General features: G+C 43.9%; 11 protein-coding genes. 2 read left to right on the forward strand and 9 right to left on the reverse strand.

Going from position 1 to position 13,703, the window contains the following annotated elements; genetic code table 11:
- Nucleotides 1–107: 107 nt before the first annotated feature.
- The 5 genes from glgP to DWX61_RS09520 form a co-directional block, all read right to left on the reverse strand.
- Nucleotides 108–2,375 carry a glycogen/starch/alpha-glucan family phosphorylase gene (gene glgP / locus DWX61_RS09500; protein WP_118624989.1) on the reverse strand — a complete coding sequence of 756 codons (2,268 nt, stop codon included), beginning with the start codon at nucleotides 2,373–2,375 and terminating at the stop codon, nucleotides 108–110.
- 215 nt (nucleotides 2,376–2,590) lie between these two features.
- The gene (locus DWX61_RS09505) at nucleotides 2,591–3,508 is read right to left on the reverse strand and encodes an AraC family transcriptional regulator (protein WP_118625097.1); all 918 of its coding nucleotides are present in this window, start codon (nucleotides 3,506–3,508) and stop codon (nucleotides 2,591–2,593) included.
- Nucleotides 3,509–3,624: 116 nt separating this feature from the next.
- Entirely contained in the window at nucleotides 3,625–4,215 is a 591-nt protein-coding gene (locus tag DWX61_RS09510) for a hypothetical protein (protein WP_147419214.1), read from the reverse strand.
- A gap of 348 nt (nucleotides 4,216–4,563) precedes the next feature.
- A complete protein-coding gene (locus DWX61_RS09515) occupies nucleotides 4,564–5,367 on the reverse strand; it encodes an ImmA/IrrE family metallo-endopeptidase (protein ID WP_118512831.1) in 804 nt (267 codons plus the stop codon).
- 3 nt (nucleotides 5,368–5,370) lie between these two features.
- Nucleotides 5,371–5,736 carry a helix-turn-helix domain-containing protein gene (locus DWX61_RS09520; RefSeq protein WP_118512832.1) on the reverse strand — a complete coding sequence of 122 codons (366 nt, stop codon included), beginning with the start codon at nucleotides 5,734–5,736 and terminating at the stop codon, nucleotides 5,371–5,373.
- Nucleotides 5,737–6,011: 275 nt separating this feature from the next.
- Here DWX61_RS09520 and DWX61_RS09525 point away from each other — a divergent pair, with 275 nt between their 5' ends.
- Together DWX61_RS09525 and DWX61_RS09530 are read left to right on the forward strand one after the other, a co-directional pair.
- Nucleotides 6,012–7,226 (forward strand): iron-containing alcohol dehydrogenase, encoded by a 1,215-nt coding sequence (locus tag DWX61_RS09525; RefSeq protein ID WP_118624991.1) that lies wholly within the window; start codon nucleotides 6,012–6,014, stop codon nucleotides 7,224–7,226.
- A 69-nt stretch (nucleotides 7,227–7,295) separates the two neighbouring features.
- Complete coding sequence (locus DWX61_RS09530; protein ID WP_118512834.1) at nucleotides 7,296–8,675, forward strand: aldehyde dehydrogenase; 1,380 nt, start codon at nucleotides 7,296–7,298, stop codon at nucleotides 8,673–8,675.
- Between the two features lie 57 nt (nucleotides 8,676–8,732).
- Here the strand turns inward: DWX61_RS09530 and DWX61_RS09535 are convergent, their stop codons facing one another.
- The 4 genes from DWX61_RS09535 to DWX61_RS09550 form a co-directional block, all read right to left on the reverse strand.
- Nucleotides 8,733–10,826 carry a glycoside hydrolase family 3 C-terminal domain-containing protein gene (locus DWX61_RS09535; RefSeq protein WP_118624993.1) on the reverse strand — a complete coding sequence of 698 codons (2,094 nt, stop codon included), beginning with the start codon at nucleotides 10,824–10,826 and terminating at the stop codon, nucleotides 8,733–8,735.
- 182 nt (nucleotides 10,827–11,008) lie between these two features.
- On the reverse strand, nucleotides 11,009–11,779 hold the full coding sequence (trpA, locus tag DWX61_RS09540; protein WP_118624995.1) for a tryptophan synthase subunit alpha: 771 nt from the start codon (nucleotides 11,777–11,779) through the stop codon (nucleotides 11,009–11,011).
- Nucleotides 11,772–12,956, reverse strand: a complete 1,185-nt coding sequence (gene trpB / locus DWX61_RS09545) for a tryptophan synthase subunit beta (protein ID WP_118624997.1) — start codon at nucleotides 12,954–12,956, stop codon at nucleotides 11,772–11,774. The genes trpA and trpB overlap by 8 nt, the downstream gene beginning before the upstream one ends.
- Before the next feature lies 1 nt (nucleotide 12,957).
- A complete protein-coding gene (locus DWX61_RS09550; RefSeq protein WP_118624999.1) occupies nucleotides 12,958–13,605 on the reverse strand; it encodes a phosphoribosylanthranilate isomerase in 648 nt (215 codons plus the stop codon).
- Nucleotides 13,606–13,703: the final 98 nt, after the last annotated feature.

The raw sequence follows: 13,703 nt of genomic DNA on the forward strand, positions 1-13,703 counted from the left end.
TCATCTCTGACAGCTCAGACCCGGTACATATTTCCGATGAATGCCGGTGTTTTTATTTTCTATTTTTCTATTTTCTTCCGTACCGGAGTAAGCTGGCTAAAACCAGTTTATTTCTCCGCCGTCAGATGCCAGATATCTCTGTTGTATTCCTCGATAGTTCTGTCTGAAGAAAAGTATCCTGCTTTTCCGATGTTTACAAGCATTTTTTCTGCCCATGCGGTTCTGTCCTCATAATCGGACAGTGCCTGATCTTTCACCTTCGCATAATCCTCGAAGTCAAGAAGAGTCATGAACCAGTCTTTGCTTACGATCTCATGATGCAGTCTTCTTAAATGCTCTTCACTTCCAATAGAAAGAAGCTCGTTTCCTACGATAAAGTCTACTGCACGACGGATGCGCTCATCTTTCTCATAGAAATCTCTGGAGCAGTAATCTGCCTTTTCATAGTGTTCGATAACCTGCTCACTGGACTCACCGAAGATATAGATATTATCCTTACCTACCAGCTGGCTGATCTCCACATTTGCACCATCCATAGTACCAAGTGTCACAGCACCGTTAAGCATAAATTTCATGTTTCCTGTTCCGCTGGCCTCTTTGGAAGCAAGAGAAATCTGCTCGGAGATATCGCAGGCAGGGATCAGCTTCTCTGCTGCACTTACGTTGTAGTTTTCCACCATAACAACCTTCATGTATGGAGAAACCTCCGGATCATTATTGATAAGCTCCTGTAAGCAGAGAATCAGGTGGATGATATCCTTTGCGATAACGTACGCAGGAGCTGCCTTTGCACCGAAGATAAAGGTTACCGGGCGCTGCGGCTTCTCGCCTGCCTTGATCTTCAGGTAACGGTCGATGATATACAGGGCGTTCAGCTGCTGACGTTTGTACTCATGAAGACGTTTGATCTGGATATCATAAACACTGTGTGTGTTGATCTCCTCACCTGTGTTGGCTTTGATAAACTCCGCACATCTCTTCTTTGCATCCTGTTTGATCTTAAGGATATTGGCAAGAACGTCCTGATTTCCCTTAAATCCAAGCATCTTGTCAAGCTCAAAGGAATCCTTGCGGAAGCCATCACCGATCATGGATGTGATGTACTCAGTCAACGGATGGTTGCAGTGAAGGAGCCATCTGCGGAAGGTAATTCCGTTTGTCTTGTTATTGAATTTCTCCGGATAGATCTCATAGAACTGATGAAGCTCTGTCTCCTTCAGGATATCGGTATGAAGGGATGCAACACCATTGATGGAAAATCCGTAGTGGATGTCCATATGTGCCATGTGGACCAGGTCGTTCTTGTCGATGATGGCAAGATTTTCCTGCGGATATTTTGCTTTGATACGCTCGTCCAGCTTGCGGATGATCGGCATCAGGTGCGGAACAACCTCCTCAAGATAAGAGATCGGCCATTTCTCAAGTGCCTCTGCAAGAATCGTATGGTTGGTATAAGCGCATACATGAGATACGATCTCGCATGCCTCCTCAAACTCGATCCCACGCTCTGTGAGAAGACGGATAAGTTCCGGAATTACCATACTCGGATGTGTATCGTTGATCTGGATCACTGCATAATCGGCAAGGTCATGAAGATTGCAGCCTTTTGCTGTTGCCTCATCCAGAATCAGCTGTGCCGCATTGCTTACCATGAAATACTGCTGATAGATACGAAGCTTTCTTCCTGCGTCATCGCTATCATCCGGATACAGGAACAGTGTCAGGTTGTGAAGCAGATCCTTCTTATCAAAGGAGATTCCCTCGCCTACAATGCTCTCATCTGCAATATCAATATCAAAAAGGCGAAGCTTGATCGCTTTGTTCTCATAGCCTGCCACGTCAATATCATACAGTGTGGATTTCAGCATAAAGCCCTTAAACGGCACGTAATAGGAAACGCCTGCATCTGTAAGCCAGCTCTCCGGCTGGATCCACGGATTCGGTGTCTCAAACTGAAGATGATCCTTAAACTCCTGTTTGAAAAGTCCGAGGTGATAATTAAGTCCGATTCCTTCTCCCGGAAGTCCCAGAGTTGCGATGGAATCCAGGAAGCAAGCTGCCAGACGGCCAAGTCCGCCATTTCCGAGAGATGGCTCCGGCTCGATCTCCTCGATCATGGAAAGCTCTTTTCCGTTTTCTTTAAGATATTTCGCAACTTCATCGTAAACGCCCAGATTGATCAGGTTGTTGGAAAGAAGCTTACCGATAAGGAACTCTGCGGAAATATAATAAATTTTCTTTTTTCCTTCCTGGTAGCCGCGGCCCTTCAGCTGCTCCTTTGTCCAGGAGAGAAGTCCGTGATAGATTTCCTCGTTTGTACAATCTTTTACATTTTTGTTATATTTGTCTTCAAATACTTTGCTTAATGTTTCCATTTTTGATCTCCTTTCATGGATCTTGATGGGATGAAATATGTTTTTACAAGGTTGTTTGCTTTGTTTTTGATGTTATTAGGATATCACGTATTTCTTTTCAAAAATATAACAATCCTGTCATGATATGCAAGATATTTGTCAGACTGTTTTTCACTTTTTACTGTAGCTCTGCCTAAAACGCAAACGTGACATATGCGGTCGCTTCGAGATCTTTCTCAGACCTGTCTCATACTCTTCCTGTACTTATGCGGTGAAATCTTATTGGACTGCTGAAATTTCTTTATAAAATAACTTGTACTGTTAAATCCCACCTGCATAGCAATCTCCGTCACAGGTGCATCGGAATGTGTAAGAAGATACTTTGCCTTCTCCATACGGAAGTCATTGATATATTCCACCAAGGTTTTTCCCGTATACTGACGAAAAAGCTTCATAAAATAATACTCACTGTAATTGGAAAGTCCGGAAAGCTCTGAAACGGTAAGATTCTCCTGATAGTGAAGGCTGATATGATCCAGCACTTCCTTTACTGCTGCAAGGCTCTTGTTCTGCTCTGTACTTACCGGGATAATATAATGCTTCGTCAGCATCTCATAAAAGAAATCAAAGAACAGCATTTTCAGCTTCACATAAAAATATGGCTTCTTCTCCGTATGACAGTTATGGATCTCCTGAAAAATTTCCCGAAGCTTCTCATATCCGGAATCTCCTTCTTCTATATGATGGCAGAATTCTGCCTTGTTTTCTATTAATGGTGATACCACACATTCCTGGCAGATATCTCCCGGCTGACCTGCAAGGAAGCCCAGGCTGAAAACCACACTCTTATAATAAAGAGGCTTCTTAAGATCAGTCCGCATACTATGGAGAACTCCACAGTTCACGATCAGGATATCCCCCTTTTTCAGGCGGATGCTCTCCCGGTTCAGTCTGGCAAAGCCACTGCCTTTTTCAATATACATGATCTCCATCTCACTGTGCCAGTGGTCATACAGTGCATGAAAGATCTCACAGTTCGCCATATAGGTTTCCACCGGCAGCTCAAAGGAACCGTGAGGGCTTAATTCTTTTAAATTATCATCCACTTCGGATACGTGAAGAGGATTTTTTTCGGATGTGTCTGTTTCTGGCATGATTTCCTCCGTGATCTTCAGGTGAATACCGCAAGCAGTTATTCCACTCAAGCGGATATTCGCAATCCGCATTCGCTACTTGCTCATAACAGAATAACTGCCAAACAGTTATTCTGTTAAAATATAATATCAATTCCGTCTGGCTGCATAAGCATATCTGCCAGTTCTTCGGCATCTGATGAAATCTCTTTTACACGAATATCTCTTTTTCTTATTCCCAGTACTACAAGATTTCCCGATATTCCTGCGCTCATAATTTCTCTTATGTGATCTTTTTCTGTCAAAATTCCTTTTCTGAACAAAACCTGAACCAATTTCGGTGTACTGTATATGCCGATTTCTTTCCCACGATACTGCATTCTTGTCCGTTTAAATAAATTATCTATTTTACCAGCTGCGCCTTTATCATCCGTAATAACATAAAACTTTTCATCTGCTTCTCCGGGAATATTTGCCAAAATATGAAGACAAACAGCCAGTATTTCCTCACCAAGGTTATCGCCCGATTCTTTATTTTTTCGTACTGTTTCAAAAAAATGTCGATATATTTCTTTACTGTTGAGATTTTTCCCCTGCATAACTTCTTTATTAATCTCGGCATTATTTTCAATGGTATATGTTATGGTACTGACCGGTCCTTTTAATAGTCTTACCGCCCAGCATAAATAATTATTGATCGCAGCATTCGTGTTAAAAACCATCTCCATGATGAAAAAAATATCCTCTTCATACAGAACCACTACCGGTATTCCATATTCCCGTATGTATTTTATATATTCCATATATTCCTGATTTAGTATTCCACTATGAGAAGCCAGTTCCATCAAAATGCATCTCGTAATTACAAGAACGGTATCCTGAGTCTTCATATGCTTCAGTAAATACCCGGCTTCTTCTTTTTTCAGCTTGGAATGTCTCCGGAATGAACAAGCATCATAAAAACAACATTTCTTTCTGGAAAAAATTTCTGATATGATCTGATCTTTCCCGGTAATTATCCAAGGCATGATTTCTTGTATATTATAGGGGTTATCCACATAGCCTTCTGCCATTTGCTATTCCCCCCTTACTTCTCTGTAGAGCCTTTTCATATTCTGAAGAACTTTTTTTAATGTTCTTTCATTTAAATAAGCTCCTTCCATACATTCTTCACCATATCGCTTCACCATGTACTCCAACTTGTCGTAATCATCCCTATACGATGGATTTAAAATACTTTCATCCAGCCATAGTCTGGAAAAACCATTCTTTATATCATCTGCAGATATTTCCAGTAACATCTTTGATATATCTGATTCTTCCAGAAGTTCCAGTTCAAAGCATCGGACCAGTACAGCCATATAAGGAACCTGATAATAATTCATCAGGCGAAATACTGTATCTCTTTCATTATTTTCAGATTCCGCATGAAATTTCTGAAACATAAAACGAAATCCGCTTGTGGGCATCAAAAGCATTCCGGCAAACAAATTAGCTGCAACTTCCTCTTCATGTGTATAATAATCATCATTGGCAAACTCCACCTTTGTACGAAAATCTGTTTTCTGATAAAGCACATGATACAGTTCATGGCACAAAGCAAAATTCACATTTACCTTTGGCAATGATGTATTAAGTACAATATATCCCAACGCATCTCCTTTATAACAAAGAGCTCCTATTTCCTGATCACAGAAAGGCAGTTCTATAATAAGATATCCTTTTTTCTGAAAAGATGGTCTTACGATCTGCATAATATTAAGAAGTTCTTTATCGTTACTGATTCCCGCAAAAGAACAGAAGCTTCTTATCTTCTCTTCCATCTCTTCTTTATGACAATCCCCATATTGGATTATCTTTCTAAGACGTTTAATATCCATGGACTACTCCTTTGATATATTCATAAATCGATGTTTCGCACTCATTACTTCATCAATATTTTCCATCAGATTTTCAAGCTTTCCCGCAATTTCATTCTGACGTTCTGTAGGATTTCCTGCATAAAAAGCAATTTTTTCCTGTGTGTAATCACTGATCTGAGGGATAAAAAAAGAATCTTTCATAAAGAAATCCATTTTTTTCCCCAACGCAGATGCTATTTTTTCCATATCGGTGCTGTTTATATCCTGTACACCAGTCAGAATACGCGACAATTTTTTCCCATCAATTCCCGTTTTCAAACTGATATATGTCTGCTTAATCTTCATCTGTGAGAGATAAACATTTACATTTTCTATATATTTTGTCATGTCACATCTCCTCTTCCTTATCTTTCTGTTTATATATTATCTTGCTATGTACTATAATTATACGCTCTTTCATTAATATATCAACAAGGAAATCTCATTTAACAGGATTTTTATTTATATTTTTATTTTTCAAAATTTTTTTTTTAATTTCGAACCATATTTTCTCATTTTTTAATACTCTGATTTATTTTTCATCGCTTGACTTTTCCCATTTCAACTGCTATATATAATATTTGGAATAAAATAATTTGACTTTAAAAGGAACAAAAACTACCATGAATCCATTAAAAAAAGCTTACTGCCGGATTTTCCAGAATGTCTTTAAATTCGCCCTTCCACTGCTTCCTTACCGCAATCCGAAGATCATAGGAAGTGTCAAAGGGATCCCTGAAGTTCTGGAAAAAAGAAACTATAACAATGTACTCATCATCACAGATGCAGGTATCCGAAGCCTTGGCCTTACAGAAAGACTGGAGCAGACACTGAAGCGAAGCTGCATCTCTTACCATATCTACGACAAAACCGTTGCCAATCCAACAACCGTCAATGTGGACGAAGCCCTTCACATGTATCTGGATCATGACTGCCAGGCGATCATCGGCTTCGGCGGTGGTTCCAGTATGGACTGTGCAAAAGCCACAGCAGCCCGCATTGCCAAGCCACACCAGTCTCTTGCTCAGATGAAGGGAATCCTGAAGATCCACAAAAAACTTCCTCTTCTCATCGCCATCCCCACGACTGCTGGAACAGGAAGTGAAACAACACTTGCTGCTGTCATTACCGATGCAGAAACACGGCACAAATATGCCATCAACGATTTTCCGCTGATCCCACGCTACGCAGTTCTTGACCCCAAAGTGACTTTAAGCCTTCCGCCGTTTATCACAGCTACCACCGGCATGGATGCCCTGACTCACGCAGTGGAAGCCTACATTGGAAATTCCACTACACCTGGCACGAGAAAAAATGCCCTGGATGCTGTCAGACTGATCTTTGAAAATCTGGATACCGCCTACACACACGGCAATGATATTGAAGCAAGACGAAATATGCTCCGCGCCTCCTATTTCGCAGGCTGTGCCTTCACCAAATCCTACGTTGGATATGTCCACGCAATTGCACATTCCCTCGGCGGAAAATATAATGTTCCACACGGGCTTGCCAATGCAGTGATCCTTCCTATGGTGCTGGAAACCTATGGAGACAGCATTACCCATAAGCTTCGCAGCCTGGCTCTGGCTGTCGGTCTCTGCGATAAACATGAGGACGATAAAACTGCTGCCCGGATGTTTATTGATGCAATAAAAGATATGAAAAAACGCTTTGGCATCGGAGACTATATTCCGGAAATCCAGGAAACGGACATCCCGGAGCTTGCCCATTATGCAGATAAAGAAGCCAATCCTCTGTACCCGGTTCCTGTGCTGATGGATGCCAGCGAGCTTGAGACACTGTATTACAGGCTGATGCCTCCGGCAGGCAATTGTTAAAACAGACATTGGCATAAACAGATTTCAATATTTCGAATACAGGATTTTTTCAGAAAGGACTATAATTCCATGGAAAAAGAACAGATCAACCAGCTTTTAGATAAACAGCGCCAGTACTTCTACTCCGGCGCAACTCTTGACCTTGATTTTCGCATCAGCGCCCTGAAACGTCTCCGCGCTTCCATCCGGAAATACGAGGATCAGATCCACGCTGCGCTGAAAAAGGATCTGGGAAAAAGTAATTTCGAAAGCTATATGTGTGAGACCGGACTGGTGCTCTCCGAGATCACGCATATGCTGAAAAATATCCGCTCTTATGCAAAGGAACAGACTGTTCCGACTCCGCTGGCACAGTTCCATTCCCGCAGTTTCCGTAAACCATCTCCCTACGGTGTGGTTCTCATTATGAGTCCGTGGAACTATCCGTTTCTCCTCACCATGGAACCACTGGTAGACGCTATTGCAGCCGGAAACACAGTCATCCTGAAACCAAGTGCCTACTCACCGGCAACAAGTGAAGTGATCCGTCTTCTCATCCATGAATGCTTCGATGAAAAATACGTTGCAACTGTCACAGGCGGACGTGCGGAAAACACACATCTTCTCAGTCTGCACTTTGATTACATCTTCTTCACGGGAAGCCAGTCTGTGGGAAAAGAGGTCATGAGAAAGGCTTCCGAGTACCTCACACCAGTCACTCTGGAGCTGGGTGGAAAAAGCCCCTGCATCGTGGACAAAACAGCCAATCTCCGCCTTGCGGCAAAACGTATCGTCTTCGGCAAGTTTCTGAACTGCGGCCAGACCTGCGTGGCTCCGGATTACATCTACTGTGATCCGGAGATCAAAGAAGCCCTGATCGCAGAGCTTCGCAGGCAGATTACACGCCAGTATGGAAAAGAACCTCTGAAAAACCGGAATTACGGAAAGATCATCAACGAAAAGCATTTCGACCGTATCAACAGTCTGATCGATCCTGCCAAAACTGTCTGCGGCGGTGGTTCCAGCCGTGAAACACTTCAGATCGAGCCGACGGTTCTTGACAACGTAACCTTCGATGATCCGGTCATGCAGCAGGAAATTTTCGGCCCGGTACTTCCGGTCCTCACCTATGACTCTCTCGGAGGTGCCGTAACAAAGATCAATTCCATGGCACATCCGCTGGCTCTTTATATCTTCACCGAAGATGAAAAAAATGCCCGGGAAGTTACTTCCCGATGTGGTTTCGGCGGTGGCTGTATCAACGATGTCCTCATACATCTGGCAACCAGCAATATGGGGTTCGGCGGCTTTGGTGAGAGCGGTATGGGATCCTATCATGGCATCGACGGCTTCCGAACATTCTCTCATTATAAGAGTATTGTAGATAAAAAAACCTGGATCGATCTTCCTATGAGATATCAGAAATATCGGAAGATTTATGAGAAAATGGTACGGTTGTTTATGCGGTAGATATGAAGGGAGGGCGATGCCTGATGCATCGCCCTCCTGTTACTTTAGATTTTTTTATTATTTTTCCCAGATGATCTTTACCGGCATGATTCCGGTCAGTTCTTTGCTTTTTTCATCCGGCTGGCTGCAGCCTGCATAAATTTCAAATTTCTTTCCTTCTTCCATCCGTTTCCCCATTTCATCTACTACGGTGAATGCTTTTTCCCATATTGGGATTTCTATTTTTCGGCATTCTCCCGCCTTCAGGAATATCCGCTGAAAACCGGCCAGCATCGGATTGGGAATGGCGTTTTTGCTGTCGATATTTTTTACATAGATCTGAACAACATCCTCTGTATCATATGCGCCGTTATTCCGCACTTCTACCTCCACGTTTACCTTCTGTCCACATGTTTTGACCTCTGCTTTATCTACTGTCACATTACTGTACGTCAGACCAAATCCAAAAGGAAACTGTGCTTTTCGTTCCATATAGCGATATGTTCTGCCTTTCATGGAATAATCGGTAAAATCCGGAAGTTCTTCCAGGCTTTCATAAAATGTCACCGGAAGTTTTCCTGATGGCGAGATTTCTCCAAACATTACCTTTGCCGCTGCCTTCCCACCCTGGCATCCAGGATACCACAGCATCATGACTGCATCAAATTTTTCTGCCGCATATTTCAGATCAAGGTCACTTCCTGCCAGCAGACAGAATACTACCGGTTTTCCGGTGTCTGCGATTGCTTCCATCAGTTCCCGCTGTACTCCGGGAAGTTCAATATCTTCTTTATCTCCCGATACATAGCTGTTTCCGGTATCTCCCTCTTCTCCTTCCAGTGTCTCATCCAGTCCCATGCATAAGATCACTACATCACTGTTTTCCGCAACCACCTTTGCTTCCGCAATACGATCTCTGGTAAACGCAAGGTGCTCCGTCCGGTCTCGGAACAGATCACAGCCTCTGGAAGTGAGGATCCTTACATCGTCTCCCACATAATCCTGGATACCTTCCTGTATGGTAATATACCTGGAAGCTGTCCCGTGATAATTACCGATCAGCGCCTGTCTGCTGTCTGCATTTGGTCCAATAATTCCTATTGTTTTCAGTTTTTCTTTATCAAGCGGAAGAATCCCGTTATTTTTCAGCAAAACAAAACTTTTTTCCGCTGCTTTCTCCGCTGCAGCCAGATTCCTGGGAGATTCCACCTCCATGTAGGAGATATTGTCATATTCGCTTCCATCAAACAAGCCCAGCAGATACCTTGTAGTAAAAAGCCGCACTGCTGCCTGGGTTATGGTTTCCTCTGTGACAAGCCCTTTTTCGTATGCTTTCATAATGTGAAGATAGGTATTTCCACAATTCAGGTCACAACCATTATTAATAGCCAGTGCTGCAGATTCAACGGCTGTATCCGTTACCATATGGTGTTCGTGAAAATCACGGATCGCCCAGCAGTCTGATACAAAATGCCCCTGAAATTTCCATTCGCCTCTGAGTTTTTTCTGTAATGCGGGACTTCCGCAGCAGGGTTCCCCGTTTGTCCGGTTATAAGCTCCCATAACCGCTTCTACTTTCGCTTCTTTTACCAGACCTTCAAATGCCGGCAGATACGTTTCTTCCATATCTTTTGCGGATGCTTCCGCATCAAATTCATGACGGAGTGCCTCCGGCCCGGAATGTACTGCAAAATGTTTGGCACAGGCTGCTGCCTTCATTGTATCCCCATTTCCCTGAAGTGCTTTTACAAAGGAAACTCCAAGTTCTTTTGTAAGATACGGATCTTCCCCATAAGTTTCATGGCCTCTACCCCATCGTGGATCACGAAAAATATTGACATTAGGAGACCAGAACGTCAATCCCTTATAAATATCTCTGTCACCGTTTACGGAATATGCATTATACTTTGCTCTGCCCTCTGTTGCCACGATACCGGCCATCTCTGCCACACTTTTCCTATCAAAAGTTGCCGCCATTCCGATCGCCTGTGGAAAAACCGTTGCCTGCCCTGCTCTGGCAACACCGTGAAGTCCCTCATTCCACCAGTTATATGCCGGAATTCCCAGTCTTTTTATTACAGGTGCATCATACCTTAACTGACTGGCTTTTTCCTCCAGCGTCATTCTGGCAACCAGCACTTCTGCTTTTTCCTTTGCTTCCTCCCGATTCATCCCCAATTTCCTCCTCACCTTTTTTTATATCATCTATCACCTGGTCTCTAACTGTCAAGTAGATATTTTCTGTAATTTCTCCGAAATCTGCTCAGCACGAAAAAAATCTGCTTTACCCTTTTTTTGGATAAAGCAGATTTTTATTACACTTTGTGATCTGTGTTACGATTTCAGCCGGAAATTTATCTGATCGCATCCTTCATCTCTTTCACATAAGCCTTCACCTTCGGCACGCAGTCTTTGCCGTAGGCACCACAAAGCTTCACAATGGCAGATCCTACAATGGCACCGTCCGACTGGTCCGCCATCTTTTTCGCCTGCTCCGGTGTGGAGATTCCGAATCCTACTGCACATGGAATATCTTTCTGGGCTTTTACCAGCTTCACCATAGCTCCGATATCTGTGGTAATGCTGGTACGCATTCCTGTTACCCCAAGGGAAGATACGCAGTAAACAAAACCTTCCGCCTCTTTTGCGATCATGGCGATCCGCTCATGGGAGGTCGGTGCAATCAGGGAGATCAAATCAAGGCCGTACTGTTTGCACACAACATCAAACTCTTCTTTTTCCTCTAACGGAACATCCGGAAGGATCAGTCCATCCATTCCAACTTCTGCTGCTTTCCTGATAAAACGCTCTGTTCCGTAAGAAAATACTACGTTTGCGTAGGTCATAAATACCATTGGAATTTTTGTGTTTTTACGGATTTTTTCTACCATTGCAAAAACTTTATCTGTAGTCACGCCGCCTGCAAGTGCTCGAACATTGGCTTCCTGGATCACAGGTCCCTCTGCAGTAGGATCTGAGAACGGGATTCCAAGCTCGATCAGATCTGCTCCTGCTTCTTCCATTGCATAAACCAGTTGCTCTGTTACCTCCAGAGACGGATCTCCGCAGGTCAAAAAAGGAATAAATGCTTTTCCGTTTGCAAATGCTTCTGTAATTCTACTCATGAATATCCTCCCCTCTGTAGCGGGCGATTGCCGCACAGTCCTTATCTCCACGTCCTGAAACAGTAACTACCATGATCTTGTCCTTTCCAAGTGTCGGTGCGATCTTTTTCGCATAAGCCACTGCATGAGCACTTTCGATTGCAGGAATAATTCCTTCTGTTCTGGAAAGATATTCAAAAGCATCTACTGCTTCGTCATCTGTAACAGGCACGTACTCTGCTCTTCCGATATCATAAAGGTGTGCATGCTCCGGACCTACACCCGGATAATCAAGACCTGCGGAGATGGAGTATACAGGTGCGATCTGTCCGTACTCATCCTGGCAGAAGTAGGATTTCATACCATGGAAGATTCCGAGACGACCGGTTGCGATGGTTGCCGCAGTTTCCGCAGTATTTACGCCACGTCCTGCTGCCTCACAGCCGATGAGACGAACGTCTTTGTCCTCAATGAAATTGTAGAAGGTTCCGATAGCATTGGAGCCGCCGCCCACACAGGCCAGGACAACATCCGGAAGCCTGCCCTCTTTTTCCAGCATCTGTTCTTTGATCTCCCTGGAGATCACTGCCTGAAAATCACGTACGATAGTTGGGAACGGGTGCGGTCCCATAACAGATCCCAGTACATAATGGGTATCTGCAATACGGTTTGTCCACTCACGCATGGTCTCCGAAACAGCATCCTTTAAGGTTGCGGTCCCGCTTGTGACTGCATGGACTTTTGCTCCGAGGAGACGCATCTTGTAAACATTCAGGGCCTGACGTTCCGTGTCTTCTTTTCCCATGAAAACTTCACATTCCATCCCCATCAAAGCTGCTGCGGTTGCAGTTGCAACACCATGCTGTCCGGCTCCTGTCTCAGCGATCACACGTGTCTTGCCCATTTTTTTCGCCAGGAGCACCTGACCGAGTACGTTGTTGATCTTGTGAGCTCCTGTGTGGTTCAGATCCTCCCGTTTCAGATAGATCTTAGCTCCGCCAAGGTCCTCGGTCATATGTGCCGCATAGTAAAGACGGGATGGTCTTCCTGCATATTCATTCAGAAGCTCTGTGAGCTCACGGTTGAATTCCGGGTCGTTTTTGTAATGGTTGTATGCTTCCTCAAGCTCCAGAACGGCGTTCATCAGTGTTTCCGGGATGTACTGTCCGCCATGGATGCCGAATCTTCCTTTTGACATGTTATATTTCCTCCTTTATGCTCCTTACTGCGTATACTGCTTCTAATATTTTATCCGAGTCTTTGTGACCGCCGGTTTCTACACTGCTGCTTAAATCTACTGCCCAGGGGTGAAGCAGATGTATGGCTGATTCCAGATTTTCACAGCCCAGACCTCCTGCCAGAAACCAGGGACGTTTGATCGCCGGCACCAGGCTCCAGTCGAAAATTTCTCCTGTTCCTCCTGCGCCCTGATCCAGAAGAATATAGTCTGCTTCCGAACGGATCGCTTTCTTTATATCTGCTTCTGTTTTTATGGAAAAAGCCTTTATCAGAAGCTGGTCTGTCATGATCCTAAGCTGTCTGATATAATTCTCGTCTTCCTGTCCGTGAAGCTGTGCCAGGGCAATGGTTCCTTCGTTTAAAAGCTGTGCGGGAAGCTCCACCGGTGCATTGACAAATACGCCTACCGGCAAAATGCTCTCATCCAGTTTTTCCCGGAGAGCCCTCAATTGCTCCACGGTGACGTTTCTCCTGCTTTTTGAGAATTCTACAATGAATCCTGCAAAGTCCGGTTTTGCTTCGTTAACTGCCTGGATATCTTCCAGGCGGGTCAGGCCGCAGATCTTGATTCTGGTTCTGCTCCCACGTTTCAACTGTTGTTCTCTCATATTCAGCCAATCCTGCCCTTTCTGTCTGACCCTGCACCTTCCTGTTTCGTTACTATTTGCTACTGGTCAGCTCTGTTACTTATTTGCTCTATTCTTTA

Source organism: Ruminococcus sp. AF20-12LB, assembly GCF_003478985.1.
Lineage (GTDB): Bacteria > Bacillota > Clostridia > Lachnospirales > Lachnospiraceae > Blautia_A.